Here is an 18,787-nt window from a genome sequence, read left to right as displayed (position 1 = left end):
CTTTTATGATGTTCTACGCCAATGATAAAGCCATTTATAGTCTGGATATGTAGTGATTCTGTTTACTCTTTTTGGGCTTGGCCTTTATTAAATGTCTCCCCACAGTGTATTGATCACACTGAGTGCGACAATTGGCGCGGTTTCTGTTCGTAGTACTCTCGGTCCTAATGTAATGGCATTAAAGCCTGACTTTTCAGACAGTTGAACCTCTTTTTCAGTGAGGCCGCCTTCCGGCCCAATCAACAAAGCAATACGGTTGTTGGTCGGTTGTTGAAACTGACGAATCGGTTTTGCGCTGTGGTGATGTAAGGTGAGTTTTAACATTTCGTTACAATTCGTCACCCATTCGCTTAATGCTAGCGGAGGATGGACAATGGGAACCATGCCTCGACCGCACTGTTCGGCGGCACTAATGGCAACCTGTTGCCAATGCTGTTGACGTTTTTCAGCGCGGCTATCTTGCAATTTGACTTCACAGCGTTCACTAAACAGTGGCTGAATGGCAAAGGCTCCCGCTTCGACCGATTTTTGAATAGCGTAATCCATGCGTTCGCCACGGGACAAGGTTTGCCCTATGGTGACTTGGATGGGGGATTCATTGTCGAGCGCTTCAAACTCTGCCACCTTGATATTGGCGGAACGTTTTTCGACATCGCACAGTGTGGCGTTAAATTGACCGCCTCGGCCATTAAAGGCTTTACCGTTAAAAACGCGAATCGGGTGGTCAGACTTTAGACGTAGTACTTTGCAAAGATGTTGAAACGCCGAATCCGGTAAGGCAAGGCTGGTATTCTCGTTGAGTTCGGTGTCGATAAAAATTCGTGGAATACGCATGCGTTGCCTTATGTTTTCGAATAGATAAAAAGATAGCCATAAAAAAAGCCTTCCTCTGCACATGTTATCTAATAAAAGAGTCAGGCAGAAGAAGGCTTTATAACGGAAAATCAGAAAATTATAAACCCGCGGCTTTGCGCAATGCGTCGGCTTTGTCGGTTCTTTCCCAAGTAAAGTTCTCGCCTTCACGACCAAAGTGGCCGTAAGCCGCCGTTGGTAGGTAGATTGGGCGTTTTAGATCCAGCATCTTGATTAGGCCGGCTGGGCGTAATTCAAAGTGCTCACGAACGAGCTGTGTAATCACTGCATCGCTGACTTTGCCCGTGCCAAACGTGTTGATGCTGATCGAGGTTGGTTCGGCGACACCGATGGCGTAAGAGATTTGAATCTCACACTTGTCCGCTAGACCGGCCGCGACAATGTTTTTCGCCACATAGCGACCTGCGTAGGCGGCAGAACGGTCAACTTTGGATGGATCTTTACCAGAGAAAGCGCCGCCACCATGACGAGCCATGCCGCCGTAGGTATCAACGATGATTTTACGACCCGTTAAACCACAATCACCAACCGGACCGCCAATGATAAATTGGCCGGTTGGGTTGATGAAGTATTTTGTCTCTTTCGATAACCATTCCGCTGGAAGAACCGGCTTGATGATCTCTTCCATGACTGCTTCACGAAGATCGGCTTGTTTGACCGACGCGCTGTGTTGCGTAGAAAGCACCACCGCGTCGATTGCGCAGGGCTTACCGTTTTCGTCGTAGCGGAAAGTCACTTGGCTTTTGGCATCTGGGCGCAAGAAGTCTAGTGTGCCGTTTTTACGTACTTCTGCTTGGCGTTGAACCAAACGGTGTGCGTAAGTGATAGGCGCAGGCATCAAAACGTCAGTTTCGTTAGTCGCAAAGCCAAACATCAAACCTTGGTCACCAGCGCCTTGCTCGTGCTCACCGGCTTCATCCACGCCTACTGCGATGTCGGCAGATTGTTTGCCGATGGCGTTCATTACCGCGCAAGATTCCCAGTCAAACCCCATGTCGGAGCTGTTGTAGCCAATTTCACGAATCACGCCACGGGCGATTTCTTCGATATCAACCCAAGCGTTGGTGCGTACTTCACCCGCCACCAATACCATGCCAGTTTTCACTAGGGTTTCGCAGGCAACACGGGCTTCTGGGTCTTCGGCCAAAATGGCGTCTAGGATGGCGTCGGACACTTGGTCGGCGATTTTATCTGGGTGACCTTCAGAAACGGATTCTGAGGTAAATAAAGAATATTCTGACATGTTGAGTCTTCCTCTTTAGCTGGGTTAGTGGCTAAACAGGCATAAAAAAACCTGTTTAGCGCCAATAAAAGCTAAACAGGTTCTTGCGTATCTGTTTAGCTGAGTTTATATAGCGCCCGCAAGCCGAGACAAATCGACGCTTTAATGGCGTGAATAATGAACTAGCGCTGTTTAAATATCAACCCGAACAATGGATTTTAATGAGGCAAAGCGCGGTTTTTTTGTTAGGATAGCGAATATTTCTATGTTGTTTCATTTTCTTTGCCCAATCTTCGGGCGTCTCGATGGTGCTAGCATTGCATGGTGGCACCATCCCATAGAGAATGTTGCTTCTATCATTCGTTAAGCTATCAGGAGTGGAACCATGTCGTCTCGGAAACAACTTGCTAACGCCATACGCGCATTGAGTATGGATGCCGTACAAAAAGCCAATTCAGGCCATCCAGGTGCGCCAATGGGCATGGCGGATATCGCTGAAGTGCTATGGAATGATTTTTTAAAGCACAACCCTAATAATTCAAAATGGGTAGATCGTGACCGCTTTGTGTTGTCAAACGGCCATGGTTCTATGCTGATTTATTCTTTATTGCATTTGTCCGGTTACAAGTTGCCAATCGAAGAGTTGAAACAATTCCGCCAGCTTCATTCTAAAACCCCAGGTCACCCAGAATACGGTTACACCGATGGCGTAGAAACCACCACAGGCCCATTGGGCGCGGGTATCAGTAATGCCGTCGGTATGGCGATTGCTGAGAAAACACTTGCGGCGCAATTTAACCGTGAAGGCCACACTGTTGTGGATCACAACACCTATTGCTTCCTTGGCGATGGCTGCTTGATGGAAGGTATTTCTCACGAAGCGTCCTCTTTAGCGGGAACGTTAGGTCTGGGTAAATTGGTGGCGTTTTGGGATGACAATGGTATTTCTATCGATGGTCATGTTGAAGGCTGGTTTACAGACAACACGCCACAACGTTTTGAAGCTTACGGCTGGCATGTTATCGCTGACGTAGATGGACATGATCCAGAAGCGATCAAAGCGGCCATTGCAGCGGCAAAAGCCGAAACCACTAAACCGACGCTAATTTGCTGCAAGACGATTATCGGTTTTGGTTCGCCAAACAAATCTGGCAGCCACGATTGCCACGGCGCGCCTCTTGGTGATGCAGAAATCGCCGCCGCTCGTGAATTCTTGGGTTGGCCACACGCACCGTTTGAAGTGCCTGCGGAGGTTTATTCTGGCTGGGATGCAAAAGAAGCCGGCGCGGCCCGTGAAACTCAGTGGAATGCTCAGTTTGAAGCCTATAAAGCGGCTTACCCAGAATTGGCAGCCGAGTTTGAGCGTCGTGTGATAAAAGGTGAATTGCCAGCGGATTTTGAAACCAAAGCACAAGCTTTTATTCAGCAAAGCCAAGACAAGGGCGAAAGCATTGCCAGCCGTAAAGCGTCACAAAATGCGATTGGTTTCTTTGGTGCTATGTTGCCAGAATTGCTTGGCGGTTCGGCCGATCTTGCCGGTTCTAACTTGACGTTATGGTCTGGCTCGAAAGGCATTCAAGACGATCCAGCGGGTAATTACATTTACTACGGCGTTCGTGAATTTGGTATGAGCGGCATTATGAACGGTGCGTCTTTGCATGGTGGTTTTATCAACTACGGTGCGACCTTTATGATGTTCATGGAATATGCCCGCAATGCGGTGCGTATGTCGGCGTTGATGGGCATTCAAAACCTGTTTGTTTACACCCACGATTCGATTGGTCAAGGCGAAGACGGCCCGACTCACCAGCCAGTAGAGCAACTTGCTAACTTGCGCATGACACCCAACATGTCGGTATGGCGTCCATGTGATGCGGCGGAAACAGCGGTGGCTTGGAAAGCCGGTATTGAACGCCGTGACGGTCCAACGTCGTTGGTTTTCTCCCGTCAAGGTTTGCCAGCGCAAGCCCGTGATGCTGAGCAATTAGCGAACGTGGCAAAAGGCGGTTATGTGTTACAGGATTGTGCGGGTACGCCTGATCTTATCCTGATCGCAACCGGTTCTGAAGTGGGTCTGGCAATGGACTCGGCTCAAGCTTTAACCGCGAAAGGCAAGAAAGTACGCGTTGTTTCCATGCCATCTACCAGCGTGTTTGATGCACAGGATGCGGCTTATAAAGCGTCTGTGTTGCCAAGCAGTGTGACTAAGCGTGTCGCTATCGAAGCGGCTCACGCGGATTACTGGTACAAGTACGTGGGTTTTGACGGCGCAATGGTTGGCATGACGACCTTTGGCGAATCTGCGCCTGGTGGCGATTTGCTGAAACATTTCGGCTTTACGGTAGACAATGTGGTTGCGACGGCGGAGAAAATTCTCGCCGCGTAAGGTGCTTGCTTGCTAAGAAAAGAGGCGTGCGTTTGTGCGTCTCTTTTTCCTTTTATTAAGGCGGAGGGTGATGGTTTTCTGGTCACTTTCTTTGCGATGAAGTAGTAGGACTATGTTGCGAGTCGCTATCAATGGTTATGGTCGTATCGGACGCTCGGTATTGCGAGCGCTGTATGAGAACGGCTACCGCGATCACATTCAAGTGGTTGCTATTAATGAATTGTCTGATATTGAGACAATCAGTTATCTGACGCGCTATGACACGACGCATGGCCGCTTTCCCCAGCCAGTTTTGACCCAAGGCAATGCATTGCTTATCGGCGATGATGCGATTCTGTGTTTTTCTTGTGCGTCTCCCGACGAGCTCGACTGGTCGTCTCTTGAGTTAGACATGGTGCTGGAGTGTTCTGGCAGCTTTTCTGCACGCGAAGGCGCGCAAGCCTATTTGAACGCCGGTGTACCCAGAATGTTGCTTTCCCAGCCTGCGGCCGCCGATGTGGATGCAACCATTGTGTATGGTTTTAATCACCATGATATTCAAGCGGATCATCGTATCGTTTCGGCGGCATCTTGTACGACGAATTGCTTGATTCCGGTTTTGGATATTGTGAAGCAATTTTCTGGTGTGGTGCATGGCATGACCCAGACGATTCACTCGGCGATGAATGATCAGCCGGTGATTGACGGCTATCACACCAAAGACTTGCGTTTGACGCGCGCCGCTTTGAGTTCCATTATTCCGGTGGATACCGGATTGGCGCGCGGCATCACGCGCATGATGCCAGAATTGGAAGGTAAAATGGGCTGTAACGCAGTGCGCGTGCCGACCTTAAACGTCTCGGTGATTGATTTAGTCTTGCGCACCGAGCGAGACGTGACCGTCGAGCAAATCAATCAACAGTTAGAACACGCAGCAAACTCACAATACGCAGGGTTAATGGGCTTTACCAAAGAAGCCCATGCGTCGGTGGATTTTAATCATGATCCACGTTCGGTGATTATCGACAGCACGCAAACCCAAGTCATAGATCAGCGTATGGTGAAGTTGCTGTGTTGGTTTGATAATGAATGGGGCTACGCTAACCGTATGTTAGACGTGGCCAAATATTGGTCTGCTGTGATCAAACCCGCCAATTAGGTTTGATCCAGCGGAACGTTACATAATGAGGACATCGTACATGACCGTAATTAAGATGAAAGATATCGACCTGACGAATAAGCGCGTGTTAATTCGTGAAGACCTAAACGTGCCAGTAAGAAATGGCAAAGTTACCAGTGATGCACGTATTCGAGCGGCGTTGCCAACGATTCAGTTGGCGTTGGCTGCTGGCGCGAAAGTCATGGTGATGTCTCACCTTGGGCGTCCAACAGAAGGTCTGTACGAAGAAGAGTATTCGCTGCAGCCGGTTGCGACACACCTTGCTGGTTTACTAGGGCAAAATGTACCGTTAGCAAAAGACTGGTTGGATGGCGTTGATGTTGAAGCCGGTCAGCTTGTTTTGGTTGAAAACGTGCGTTTTAACCTAGGCGAGAATAAAGATGACGAAGCCTTGTCTAAAAAAATGGCGGCTTTATGTGATGTGTTTGTAATGGACGCCTTTGGCACCGCACACCGTGCACAAGCGTCTACTCACGGCGTGGCGAAATTTGCTCCTATTGCTTGCGCTGGCCCCTTGTTGTCTGCCGAGCTTGAAGCATTAGAGAAAGCCTTGGCAAAACCTGCTCGCCCAATGGCCGCCATTGTCGGTGGGTCAAAAGTATCGACCAAGTTGACAGTGTTGGAATCCTTGTCTGATAAAGTCGATCAATTGATTGTTGGTGGCGGTATTGCCAATACTTTCTTGGCAGCTGCTGGATTTCCGGTTGGGAAGTCGCTGTATGAAGAAGACTTAATCCCTCAGGCAAAAGCTTTAATGGCAAAAACCAGCATTCCATTGCCTGAAGATGTGGTGGTGGCGACGGCGTTTGCTCCTGATGCGGTGGCAACGGTGAAAAATGCGGCCGACGTGGGCCCAGACGATATGATTTTGGACATCGGGCCAAAAGCGGCGCTGGCGTTTGCGGCCTTGCTGGAAGAGTCTCAGACCATTATCTGGAATGGCCCCGTCGGCGTGTTTGAATTTGACCAGTTTGGTGGTGGAACCAAAGCCCTAGCGTTGGCGATTGCCAATAGCAACGGATTCTCCATTGCGGGTGGCGGTGACACGTTAGCGGCGGTTGATAAGTACGATATTGCTGATAAAGTGTCTTATATTTCAACGGGCGGTGGCGCGTTTTTGGAATTTGTTGAAGGAAAAGTGTTGCCAGCGGTTGCGATGTTGGAAACTCGCGCGCAAAATTAGTATTAAAGAATGGCAAAGATCATTCTAAAGCACTTTATAAATAATAAAACTAGAGAGTGACCTATTTGGCGTAAGCTGAATATGACAATAATGATAAGGCGTAAGCCACATGGCTCGGTGATAAACCGAGCCATGATAACCAATACAGCGAGTTATCTAACACCATAACTCCAAGCGTTATAAATACAAAACAAGACAAAATTGTCAGAGGAAACCTTTTATGCCTTTAATTAGTATGCGTCAACTGCTCGATCACGCTGCAGAGCACAGCTATGGTTTGCCAGCCTTCAATGTGAATAACATGGAGCAAGTTAAGGCGATCATGGAAGCCGCTCACGAAGTGAATTCGCCGGTTATCATGCAAGCATCGGCGGGTGCTCGTAAATACGCAGGTTCTCACTTTTTGCGTCATCTGATTGCCGCAGCGATTGAAGATTACCCGCATATTCCAGTTGTGATGCATCAGGATCATGGTACGTCTCCTGCGATTTGCCAACGCTCTATTCAGCTTGGTTTCTCGTCTGTGATGATGGACGGTTCTTTGATGGCGGATGGTAAAACCCCAGCGAGTTACGATTACAACGTTGATGTGACGCGTCGTACGGTGGAATTTGCCCATGCTTGTGGCGTTTCTGTCGAAGGTGAGTTGGGTGTGCTGGGTTCTCTAGAAACCGGTCAGGCTGGTGAAGAAGACGGTGTGGGTGCAGAAGGGATCTTGTCGCATGCGCAAATGCTAACCGACCCACAAGAAGCAGTAGATTTTGTCAATGCGACTGGCATTGATGCTCTGGCCGTAGCGATTGGTACCAGCCATGGCGCGTACAAATTTACCCGTCCACCAACGGGCGATATTCTTGATATCGAGCGTATTGCAAGAATCGTAGAATTGTTACCCAATACCCACATTGTGTTGCATGGCTCGTCTTCTGTGCCGCAAGACTGGTTGGAAATCATTAACAAGTTTGGTGGTGACATTCCAGAAACTTACGGTGTGCCAGTTGATGAAATCGTCAAGGCGATCCGTTATGGCGTGCGCAAGGTTAACATAGATACGGATCTACGTTTGGCCGCAACCGGCGCGATTCGTCGCAGCTTGGCTGAACACAAAGGCAACTTTGATCCACGTAAATATTTAACCGAAAGTATCAAAGCGATGAAGGCGGTGTGTATTGACCGTTATGAAGCCTTTGGTTCAGCGGGTCAGGCTTCTCGAATTCATACCATGGATTTAGAAGAAATGGCTGTGCGTTATGAGCGTGGTGAATATTCTGGCGGTCGCGTTTTTTAAACCTCGCCTTGACTGCAATAGCGTCGAATAACGCGGGTGGGCAAATAGGAGGCGGAAAATAATTTTAGGTTTTTTAATAAAAAAGCAAAAAAACTATTGACCGGGAAATTCAATTACCTATAATGCTCGCCATTCCTTGCGGGAGTGGTGGAATTGGTAGACACGCTGGATTTAGGTTCCAGTGCTTCACGGCGTGAGAGTTCGAGTCTCTCCTTCCGCACCAAATTTAAAAAAAGCTGACTTTATGTCGGCTTTTTTTATGTCTGAAATTTATCTCAAGCGTTTTTGCGTTATTTATGCCGTTCTTGGCATCCTGCGTGTATTTTCTTGTTTCTGTTGTCTTCAAAGTTCGTTAACTTGGGTAGAATCAGTTTTCTATCACGCTTTATTTTATCGGATTCAGTCATGGGAATGCTTCGTTCTTTTGTTATATGGCTTGTGTTGGGCTGCTCTGCTTTTACGCTTCAAGCGGCAAGCATGGCGCTTGATCTTATGAGCAGTCAAGATGCCTACCAGTCTATTCCAAGACTGAGGGCGTTGGCTGAACAGTTTACCACCATAGTGAATTCCCCTCCCAATCCGCTACGAGTCGCGCAAAAAAAACCAGTGCGTATTGCGCTGTTGCTGTTTGGCGATGCTCAATCGATTGATAATAAAGCCTTGCTGGTGTCGTTTAAACGCCGCATGCGGGAGCTGGGCATCGACTATCGGCTGGATACTTACCTAGATCAGAGAGCCGACGAGCAAGACTATGAGCCGTATTTTAAAATAGAGGCGGCTCAGCCTGATTATCTGGTGGTCACAACGTTTGGCTCGATGCAACGCCGGTTCTTAGAGCGTTTTTTGCGCACTGGAAAAACGAAGGTTATTTTGTACGATTTTGCCTCACCGTTAACGCATTGGGTCAATCATCCGCCATTAATGTATATTGGTTTTGATCAACAAAAGGCCACGAGAATGCTAGCCAGTTATTTAGATCGCCAGTTGCCGCCGGCTAGCCGTATCTCTGCCTTGGTTTTGCCGGATGGCTATCTTGGTCATGTTCGTTGTGATGTGTTTTTAGATGAAATGGTGCGCTACAAACGCCACGTGAGTCGAGTGCTGGTTGTTCCTGATGACAAGCAACAGGCGTACGAGGCGGCCCAGCTACTGCTGGCGGATCAGCCGGCCGATTTTATTTTCAGTTGTGCTCAGGGTATTTCTGATGGCGTGATCGCGGCGTTAAATGAGCGGGGTGAATCCGCAATACAGACGAATGCTTGGGGTGGGGCGGTAAAGTGGGTGGCCGGATTACAGGTCAAAACAGTGAAAGTTAATATGTTGTTCCGAAAAGACGATTTATCCATTGCGGTTGCTGAAAGTATCAAATTGGACCTTGAAGGTCGCAACATGCCTACTCTTTTTATGGCTCACTCTGCCTTGATACCAGCAGAGCTTGATGCAGAAAGCTTGCGCTTGATGATGCAGCAGGCGCATCACTATTCGGTGGAATTATGGCAGTAGAATCCATTAGTTTGCAGCATCGGTTGCATGAAAAAGTGTTCTTTTTGGTCGGCGTTGTTTTTCTGTCGGTCACCTTGGTGGTGCTTTATTTTGCCGATACGTTGACCCGAGCCGCGACGGAAGAGCATTTAGCCTTGAAACATCGCGCCGTTGAACAGGCGTTTAATGGCTATCTGGCGCGGGCCGAGGATGAAATGCGCTTTATCGCTCAGGACCTTGTGTTGAGTGACTATGCGCCAGGGCGAGAGTTGGATCTCTTGTTCAGTCATCACGAAGTGTTGTTTTCTGGTGGCTTAGACTTTTTTTATATCCAATGGAATGACGCGACGAGCGCCATGGACCCAAGGGCGCGGTTGTTTACACAGGTTGATTTCCAAACCTTGTTGCCTCAGGGCCAAATAAATCGTTGGGTGTCTACCCTGACGGAAGACGGTGCTATTTTACTGATGTTTAAGCATAAACTGCTGTCCAAAGAGCAAGAGAACTTAGGCTTTTTGTATGGCTTTATTGCGTTAAACGACAACTTAGCCTTGGTCAGTGAGTTGTTAGGCAGCGCGCAAATCAGCGCGGTACGAATTTACGATGAAGCGTCTGGGCATGCTTTGTTGGAAGAAAGCAGCACGGATATAGATTTATCAATGCCCACTCTTACTTCTCGTCAACCCTTGGTGTCGGCTGTGCAGGCCAATTTGCAGTTGGAAATCCATCAACAAGAGGTTTTATTTTCGAGCATTCTCGCGCGAACGTTCCCCGCTATTGCGGCGCTTGGTTTTGTGTTGCTGTGTTTTTATTTTGGTGTGAAGCAGCTGGTCAGGCGGCGGGTATTTGAGCCTCTTGAAGCCCTTGTTTATCGCCATCAAGAGACGCTGTCGCCTTTTAGTGAGTTACAAGCAATACAGCAACAAAATCAGCAGTACGAGGTGGCGATTAAAACCAAAGATCAGCGTTTCGCCTTGTTGATGGCGTCGACTGACAGTGCCGTTATTTTTTCGAATGAAGTGGCGGAAGTCGCCTTGCTTAATGACGAAGCCAAGCGCTTATTTGCGGATGCGGAGAAGGCGCGGACCTTGTTTGATTTTATGCCGATATCTTGCCATCAATCGATTCAAGAGGCGCTCAAGGGGCAGGTGGGCGTGACGTTCGAGTTAACCATGGCGCGCTTAGGGCGAATCTATCAATGGCAGGCGTATTCATTTCGTCATGAAGGCGCTTATCGTGGTGTGTTGCTGGTGGGGCGTAATACGACTCAGGAGACACGTCTGAAGTGGCAATTGGAGCAGTTACAGCCGTTGTCATCCGCGATGAAGAGAAAGGTGGATACGGACGCGATTTTAAATGAGTTAAGGTATCTTTCCTATTTGCCCGCGCCCGTGACCGCGAAACAACTGCAAGGTTGGATTGTGTTGTTTATGTCGGTATTGGATGACATCCGCCGTGTCGAACGGGATGTGGTTTATCTGCCTTTAGGTGAGGTTTTTTGGCAGGAAAGCGTTCGTGTTATTGAGGCGATGGGCACGGAAACCCATTGCGCGTTATTGGATTGTTCGGTTGACGTCGGCGCACGAGTCGTTGCCGTCGACGGTAATTTGCGTGGCTTAGTGCGCACCTTGTTGATGATGGTGATGTCAAACGATATGTCTGAACGGCGTTTGACGGCGCGTTTTAATGACACCGAATTGGAATTGACGGCGATGAACGATATGGTCTCCAGACCTCTTTTTTACAGGATGATCAGTATGTTATTAACGCACCTTGGGGGGCGACAAAAGACCTTACGTAACCATGCTTTGCAGCTGAGTATCAGCATGGAAGAAAGCGAAGCTGAACAGGACGTATTGACTCAGGGTAAGAGCGTTGCTTGGGTGAGCAATGATTACCCCGATGCAGATGAAATAATGCGGATGTTGTTAAGGCTTGGTTTGCAGGTTGAAGAATACCGCTCTGCGGACAGCTTCTTTATGCGATCCAGAGGTATGGCAACATTTGATGCGATTCTGATAGGGGGTGACGACGATTGTCAGGTGCAAATGGATATGACTCGCGCTTTGCAGTTGAAGTATAACCGACCGCAATTGCCAGTTGTTTGGATCAATCGAATAGAGCCGGTCACGCCATTTATTCGTCAGGTATTTACGCTAAGCGGATGCCCTTTTGATTACAGTTTGCACAAGGTTCTGGCGGACACCTTTGCGCTAGAAAGAATGGCGCCGACACAGGTGAATGAGTCAGGGCCCGCTTGGGTCATGGTCGGTGGCAGTCGAATAACCAAGGCTATTTGGTATACGGAGCTGAAAAAGTGCGAGCTATCTGCACAGTGGTTAACGGATTTATCCAGCGACTCTGTGGTGTTGTCTTATCATTCTGATGCCATCGTGGTGTTGCTGGAACCCCCACCGCCTTTGTTACTCGAGGCGATTCAGGAGGCGTTTCCACTGGTGCGCTTTTTTGCCATACAAAGATGGGCTGATATGCCGGACAGTGTGGCACTGTTTGAGATGGCTCAGCCTTATTCTAGTGATCAAATACGATATTTTTTACAAGACGTTGTGCAGAAAACAACATAAAAATGAGGAGTGATGAATGAGTGTGATTGGATTAATTGGTGCCATGGACGAAGAAGTGGCGGTGATCAAAGCGTGGATGACAGATGTCCGTGAGCAGACGATTGCGGGTTGTGATTTTTTTGTCGGGCATTTTGAAGGCAAAGACGTCGTTTTACTCAAGTCGGGTATCGGGAAAGTCAATGCGGCGGTGTCGACGACCTTGTTGTTATCTCAGTTTCAGCCAGAATATGTCATTAATATCGGCTCCGCGGGGGGCTTTGACCCTGAGTTACAAGTTGGTGATGTGGTGATATCGGATCAGGTGGTTCATCATGATGTGGATGTGACGGCTTTTGGTTATGCCATGGGGCAAGTGCCAAATATGCCTGCTACCTATGCGGCGGATGTTGAATTGGTCACGCAGGCGAAGAATGCCTTACAAACAGTGACTCAAGTGCAGGCAAAAGTAGGCTTGATCGGAACCGGTGACAGCTTCATGAACGATCCGGTGAGAGTCGAGGCGGTGCGTGCTGTCTTTCCTAGCTTGGTGGCGGTGGAAATGGAGGCGGCGGCGGTGGCTCAGGTGTGTTTTAAATTTGCAACGCCTTTTGTGGTCGTGCGTTCTTTGTCTGATATTGCGGGCAAAGAGTCACCACAAAGCTTTGAAGAGTATCTTAAAGTCGCCGCTGAAAATTCGTCGTTGATGATTCAGCAAATGCTAAAAGGCCACTAAATAATGCCGGTGCGCAAGCCTTCTGTTACGGCAATCTGTGTTGTTGCTTGCTGGTCTTTGCCTGCTTTCTCGGTTGAGAATGACGTCGATGGCGAAGCGCTTCAAGTTCAAGAAGAAGTGCTTCAAGTTCAAGATAACGAGCGCGTCGAGGATATTCAGCCAGCGTGGTGGCTGGATTCACATGAATCGGTTTCTGAGACCATTGGTCATTGGTCGACGAATATCGATTCGTTTTTATCTGGCAACCAAAGCCATCAAGACTCGGATAGTCATGTGCAAATTCGCTTTGGCTCGGTGTTGGGTGAAGACAACAACACGGGCTTTTTTGATTTTAGCACTCGATTAAAGCTGCCGAATACGCAGGACCGTTTGCGCTTAGTGGTGGAGTCTGAACCTGACTCTCTCGCACCGGAGAGCTTGCGCGGGGAATCGTCGCAGCAAGACAGTGTGGTGAACTCGGCGCTGAAATCGAGTGTATCAGCTGCTGTGCGTTATATGAAACAAGATATTGGCCTGGATGTGGACGCTGGTATACGGGTGGATTTTCCTCTCGACCCTTTTTTACGTTTTCGCCTCAAACAAGAAAGAGTGACCGGGGCGTGGGAGTGGTGGCAAAAACAAGAGGCGTTTGCTTACTACTCGAAAGGTATCGGGGCGCGTTATGGTCTTGGCTTTGCTCATAGGGTGAGTCCAACACTGAGTTATGGGGCCGACGCTGGTGTGACCTGGCTCGATAAAGAAGGGCTGTTTTACCTTCGTGAGAACTTTTTTATCGAGCAGGTATTGGACGAAAAAAGCCGCCTTGGGTATCAAGTAAGCTTTCTTCAGTCGGGTGCGCATAGGATTGAGTCAGACAGTTTTTTGTATAATCTCCAATATGAGCGCTTACTGTACAAGGATTGGCTGGTTGGTCAGCTGAGACCTCAATTTACACATGAGGCAGACGACGATTTTGATGGCGTGTTTTCATTAACCTTGTCACTGGCGATTTATCTTGGGCCAGAGTATTTGAATTAGCCGTGGGCCTTATTTTTAGACTGGGTGTGCACGCGATGAGATTTATTTGTCGGCTCCCGATTAGATTTGTAGGCACAGAACTCGTATAATCCCGCGCTCTATCAGTATCGAACGCTTCCAAGAGAATGAGTCATGAGACCGGATCAAATCCAACCAGAAATGTATCAAAAGCAGCTGCAAGACAAGCAAGCTGAATTAGCCAAATTGATGGCGACTTTGTCATTGCCTGAGATGGAAGTATTTGCGAGTCAGCCGTCTCATTATCGGATGCGGGCCGAGTTTCGTATTTGGCATGACGGCGATGATTTATATTATGCGATGTTTGATTCTGCTGATCCTAGAACTCCGATTCGTACCGACCAATTTCTGGCGGCATCGAGCCTTATTAATGAGCTGATGCCGGCGTTGCTTGATGCGGTTCGCGATGTCCCTGTCTTACGCTATAAGCTTTTTCAGGTTGATTTCCTTACGACAACGACGGGTGAGGCCCTGATTAGTCTGCTTTACCATAAGCCGATTGATGCTGAATGGAATGCGGCGGCTCAGCAGTTAAATGAAGCCTTTCCTGCTTGTCATTTTATTGGTCGCAGTCGTAAGAAAAAGCAAATTCTGACGCGGGATTTTGTCATGGAGACATTAACCGTGAATGGGCAAAAGTTTCATTACCAGCAAGTTGAAAACAGCTTTACGCAACCGAATGCCGGTATTAATGAAAAGATGCTCGAATGGGCGCTGGATGTGACTAAAACGGCTTCAGGCGATTTATTGGAAATGTATTGCGGTAACGGCAACTTCTCTATTCCTTTGGCGCGTCATTTTGAACGTGTTGTGGCGACGGAAATTTCAAAAGTGTCGGTTAATTCCGCCCAGTTGAATAGTGCGATAAATGGTATGCACAATGTTCAAGTGGTCAAAATGGCCAGTGAAGATGTGTCGGCGGCCTTGAATGGTGACGCAGAATTGCCCAAAACACTTGTTCAAGCGGGTGTGAGTGAGCTTTCTCCGTCTGTTGTGTTGGTTGACCCGCCTCGCGCAGGTCTAGACGAGGCAACCGTCGAGCTGATTCGTAAAATAGAGGCCATTCTGTATATTTCCTGTAACCCTGACACGCTAAAAGCAAATTTAGAGGCTTTATCAAGTACCCATGAAGTGGTTCGATATGCCATGTTTGATCAATTTCCTTATACCCATCATGTGGAAACGGGTGTTTACTTGGAGCGTAGGAAACAGTAGAGAGCGTTGGGGCGGTAACGCCTCACTTGATTGGACGCTGAGTCTCGGATGCTGAGTCTAGATAGCGCAGGCATCTTGCTATCCTGTTAGCACGATCGCTTTGCGTTAAGGCGTGTATGAGTTTTGCTCTTATCATAATGAAAGACATTCTTGTCGCTTGAATACGACAGAGAATGTTCTGTGGTAACATATTGACGTAAATTTCCCCCCACCACCAAAGAGAAGTCGAACGAGCCATGAGTAACAACTCTCTAGACAAAGACAAAATCAAAATCTTGTTATTAGAAGGCGTTCATCAATCTGCACTGGATGCATTGCATGACGCAGGTTATACCAATATTGAATACCACAAAACCGCCTTGGCGGAAGAGGAGCTGATCGAAAAAATTTCGGAAGCGCATTTTATTGGTATTCGATCTCGCACTCAGTTAACCGCCAATGTGCTAGAGCACGCGAATAAATTGGTTGCCATTGGGTGTTTCTGTATTGGTACGAACCAAGTCGATCTTGATGCGGCAAGTGAGAAAGGCATTGTGGTATTCAATGCGCCTTATTCCAATACTCGCAGTGTTGCCGAGCTGGTTCTTGGTCAGTTAATTCTCTTGCTTCGTGGTATTCCTGCGAAGAACGCCGCTTGTCATCGTGGCGGTTGGATCAAGTCTGCGGCGGGTTCTTTCGAAACACGCGGCAAGCGCTTGGGCATTATTGGTTACGGCAGTATTGGTACTCAATTGAGCGTTTTGGCAGAGTCGCTGGGCATGGAAGTGTGCTTCTACGATATCGTGACTAAATTACCTTTGGGTAATGCGCGTCAAATCAAGAGCCTAAAAGAATTGCTGTCTACCAGCGATATTATCAGCTTACATGTGCCAGAAACGAACTCCACTAAGATGATGATTGGCGCAAAAGAAGTGTCACAGATGAAGAAAGGGTCTATCTTCATGAACGCTTCTCGCGGGACGGTTGCGGATCTAGACGCCGTGGCTGAGGCGATTAAAGCGGGTAATTTAGGGGGGGCAGCGGTCGACGTTTTTCCGGTTGAACCTAAAGGCAACGATGAAGAGTTCGTTTCTCCCTTACGCGGTTTGGACAATGTGATTCTGACGCCTCATATCGGCGGTAGCACCATGGAAGCGCAAGAGAATATTGGGGTTGAAGTGGCTGAGAAGCTGATTAAATACTCCGATGTGGGTACGACCATTGCTGCGGTTAACTTTCCTGAAGTGGCCTTGCCATCGCAGTCTGATAATCATCGTATTCTCCACATTCATGAAAACCGCCCTGGTGTGTTGTCTAAAATTAACGCTATCTTTTCTGAAAACAATATTAACATTACGGGTCAGTATCTTCGTACCACGGAGAAGCTTGGCTACATGGTAATGGATGTTGATGCATCGGCTGGTGAGCTGGCGCTTGAAAAGGTTAAAGAAGTAGACGGAACGGTAAAAGCCCGAGTTTTGTTCTAGGCGTTTCTTGCTAAGGTTGACTGAACAAGTCGATGACATAAAAAAATCCAGCGCCATGCTGGATTTTTTTATGTCGCTCGTTTTTGCCGGACGAGACTAGCTGAGGCTGTTTTAGTGGTTGATGCCAAGCGTTGTGGTGATGTCTTGGATTTTTTGTTTGATATTGTCCGTGACGTTCGCCATAAACTGTTCAGATTCATTTGCCTGTTCTCTTACTTTAACAACGGCGGTATTGAGCTTGTTCATACCGAGCTTTTGCTCTGCGGCGTAGCCTGTTGCTTTGTTCGCTAGACGGGTTGATTGCTCCGATTTTTCTAAAATGTTTTGGGCCGATTGTCCAAGTGCTTGGGTCAAGCTTATTTGTTCCGTTGACGCGCTTTCAATCAACTCTAAGTTCTTTTTCAATTGGCCTGTGGCAGAGGTCAGTGACGAAAATATTTCGGTGATTTCCCCTAAAGATTGCTGGGTTCGGCTGGATAGCGTACGCACTTCTGATGCGACAACGGCAAAACCACGACCATGTTCGCCTGCGCGTGCGGCTTCAATCGCGGCATTTAGCGCCAGTAGGTTGGTCTGTTCTGAAATGTCTTTGATGCCTCCAACAATGGAAGAGGCGTTGGACACAGAGGTTTCTAAATTGATCAAAGCTTGGTTGCTATTATTAAGTCGCTCTACGGTCGTTTGGTTTGCTATCGCCAACGATGCCGCTTGATCGACGCTGTGTGACATGGCGGTATTGGTGTCCGCCGCATAGCTGGCGACTTCTTTAGCACGTACTTCGGCCTTGCTGGCAAGGGTTTCGACTTGGTTCGACATATCCAGAGTGCTGTCTAGTTCTTGTTTAGACGCCATGCTCAATTCATGTACTTGTCCAAAAGCGTTTAGCATTTCGTTGAGTGAGAGCGATATATTGCCAAGTTCGGTGTCCCTTTGTTGGCGCTGTACGGCGATTTGCTCTAAATAGCGATTCAAATAATGTGCGACGTCAGACAACTCGTTTTTGTGGCGGCCTACTGTTAGTGTGTTAATGTTTTGGTGTTCTACAAGATCTTTGACTGCACCGTATAAGTCTTTTGCGCTTTTCACGACCACGTTATTTTGAAAGATATGCACAAAAATAGTGGTTAAAACCATTAAGACAACAAAGATAGAAAAAGCGAGCAAGGTTTGCTGTTGCGTGGCTTGCGCGCTGTCTTGGATGCTTTGAGTGCCGGTTTTTAAGGTCGCCTCGAGCTGCTTTATTTGTGCGCGTATTTTGCTTTGTGCAGTCAGGGCCTGTTTTATGTTTAATAAGCTGACGTCGACATCTTTTAGATAGCGGCTTGACCATGAGTGCAATTCGCTTTTTGTTTCTTCTAGGGGGTCTACTGTTTGGTTGCTGTCTTCTGTCGCCCAGCCCATTAAGGCCGATAAATCATCCGTGTCGGTTGCGCTTTCTGCTTCGTTTAAGGTCAGTATCGGCAGGTTGTGAAAGTCTTGTATGTGGGATTGAAATTGTTTGACGGCTTGCTGTAGGCGTCTTTGATTTTCTTGGCTGCTATTGGCTAAAAACTCATTTCTCGCGCTACTCACATGCGTAAGATCTGCGTATAAAATGGCTTGACTTGATAGGTAGGGGGCGGCGCTTTGAAGGTCATTTTGTGATTGGAATGATTGTACTTTATCGGCAAAGTCATCTAGAGACAAAAGCATTTGGCGTTCGTTGTTTTCGATCAGAGCAAAAGGAGCACCAGAGAGTTTGCCGGCGGCTCTTATATCAAACCGGAGGCTTTTTTCGATTTCTATTAGCTGCTCATCGATTGGGTTTTTGATGTCGTCTGGCAGTGTGCTCAGTGCAGGGCGTATTTTTGTGGCAATGAATGCCTCGGTGGGCTGCAATGTTGAAGCGTCGCCCGATGATAAATAGCCTTCAATTTTCTGCTTTAATTCGACCGCTGAGTATTCCCAGACGAGACTGTAGGTGTTGCTTTGTTCGAAGGCGCTACGAAATTTCATTAAGCTCCATAACAATAGAGCAATCAGCATCGCGGCAATAATAAGATAACTAACCGTTGTGGTACGAGTGACATGGGAAATTTTCAATCCAGAACCTACTTTCATCAGCACATTATAATAAATGCGACTACCTTAATATGAACATGTGACAAAAATATGACGAGCAGGGTGCTGACGATATTAATT

Annotated in this window: 13 protein-coding genes and 1 tRNA gene; 11 read left to right on the top strand and 3 right to left on the bottom strand. The window is 47.8% G+C overall.

Translation table 11 applies throughout. The annotated features are described in order from the left end of the window. Window positions 1-87: 87 nt before the first annotated feature. A complete protein-coding gene (locus J8N69_RS07295) occupies window positions 88-834 on the bottom strand; it encodes a 16S rRNA (uracil(1498)-N(3))-methyltransferase (RefSeq protein WP_168823947.1) in 747 nt (248 codons plus the stop codon). Between the two features lie 118 nt (window positions 835-952). After that, window positions 953-2,116 carry a methionine adenosyltransferase gene (gene metK, locus J8N69_RS07290; RefSeq protein WP_168823949.1) on the bottom strand — a complete coding sequence of 388 codons (1,164 nt, stop codon included), beginning with the start codon at window positions 2,114-2,116 and terminating at the stop codon, window positions 953-955. Between the two features lie 364 nt (window positions 2,117-2,480). Between metK and tkt the strand changes: the two genes are divergently transcribed. From tkt to serA, 11 genes are all read left to right on the top strand, one after another. Next, entirely contained in the window at window positions 2,481-4,481 is a 2,001-nt protein-coding gene (gene tkt / locus J8N69_RS07285; protein ID WP_168823951.1) for a transketolase, read from the top strand. Between the two features lie 112 nt (window positions 4,482-4,593). Beyond that, a complete protein-coding gene (locus tag J8N69_RS07280) occupies window positions 4,594-5,619 on the top strand; it encodes a type I glyceraldehyde-3-phosphate dehydrogenase (RefSeq protein ID WP_168823953.1) in 1,026 nt (341 codons plus the stop codon). Window positions 5,620-5,659: 40 nt separating this feature from the next. Further along, on the top strand, window positions 5,660-6,823 hold the full coding sequence (locus J8N69_RS07275; RefSeq protein ID WP_168823955.1) for a phosphoglycerate kinase: 1,164 nt from the start codon (window positions 5,660-5,662) through the stop codon (window positions 6,821-6,823). Window positions 6,824-7,043: 220 nt separating this feature from the next. After that, complete coding sequence (fba, locus tag J8N69_RS07270; protein ID WP_168823957.1) at window positions 7,044-8,111, top strand: class II fructose-bisphosphate aldolase; 1,068 nt, start codon at window positions 7,044-7,046, stop codon at window positions 8,109-8,111. A gap of 138 nt (window positions 8,112-8,249) precedes the next feature. Further along, window positions 8,250-8,334: transfer RNA gene (locus J8N69_RS07265), tRNA-Leu, on the top strand. 182 nt (window positions 8,335-8,516) lie between these two features. Next, complete coding sequence (locus J8N69_RS07260) at window positions 8,517-9,614, top strand: substrate-binding domain-containing protein (RefSeq protein WP_168823959.1); 1,098 nt, start codon at window positions 8,517-8,519, stop codon at window positions 9,612-9,614. Continuing rightward, on the top strand, window positions 9,605-12,178 hold the full coding sequence (locus J8N69_RS07255) for a nitrogen regulation protein NR(II) (protein ID WP_168823961.1): 2,574 nt from the start codon (window positions 9,605-9,607) through the stop codon (window positions 12,176-12,178). Before J8N69_RS07260 ends, J8N69_RS07255 begins: the two co-directional genes overlap by 10 nt. A 16-nt stretch (window positions 12,179-12,194) precedes the next feature. Continuing rightward, window positions 12,195-12,890, top strand: a complete 696-nt coding sequence (gene mtnN / locus J8N69_RS07250; RefSeq protein ID WP_168823963.1) for a 5'-methylthioadenosine/S-adenosylhomocysteine nucleosidase — start codon at window positions 12,195-12,197, stop codon at window positions 12,888-12,890. 3 nt (window positions 12,891-12,893) lie between these two features. Beyond that, window positions 12,894-13,907, top strand: coding sequence for a hypothetical protein (locus J8N69_RS07245; protein WP_168823965.1), 1,014 nt, complete (start codon window positions 12,894-12,896; stop codon window positions 13,905-13,907). A 132-nt stretch (window positions 13,908-14,039) separates the two neighbouring features. Continuing rightward, on the top strand, window positions 14,040-15,140 hold the full coding sequence (gene trmA / locus J8N69_RS07240; RefSeq protein ID WP_168823967.1) for a tRNA (uridine(54)-C5)-methyltransferase TrmA: 1,101 nt from the start codon (window positions 14,040-14,042) through the stop codon (window positions 15,138-15,140). 236 nt (window positions 15,141-15,376) lie between these two features. Beyond that, entirely contained in the window at window positions 15,377-16,606 is a 1,230-nt protein-coding gene (gene serA, locus J8N69_RS07235) for a phosphoglycerate dehydrogenase (protein ID WP_168823969.1), read from the top strand. Between the two features lie 111 nt (window positions 16,607-16,717). On the opposite strand, the gene J8N69_RS07230 is transcribed toward serA, so the two are convergent. Further along, entirely contained in the window at window positions 16,718-18,688 is a 1,971-nt protein-coding gene (locus tag J8N69_RS07230) for a methyl-accepting chemotaxis protein (RefSeq protein WP_227804006.1), read from the bottom strand. Window positions 18,689-18,787: the final 99 nt, after the last annotated feature.

Origin of the sequence: Marinomonas profundi, from assembly GCF_020694005.1 — a bacterium.
In the GTDB taxonomy this organism is placed as follows: domain Bacteria; phylum Pseudomonadota; class Gammaproteobacteria; order Pseudomonadales; family Marinomonadaceae; genus Marinomonas; species Marinomonas profundi.
The sequence above is the reverse complement of the archived record's forward strand: the minus strand, read 5'-3'. Positions and strand labels throughout refer to the sequence as shown.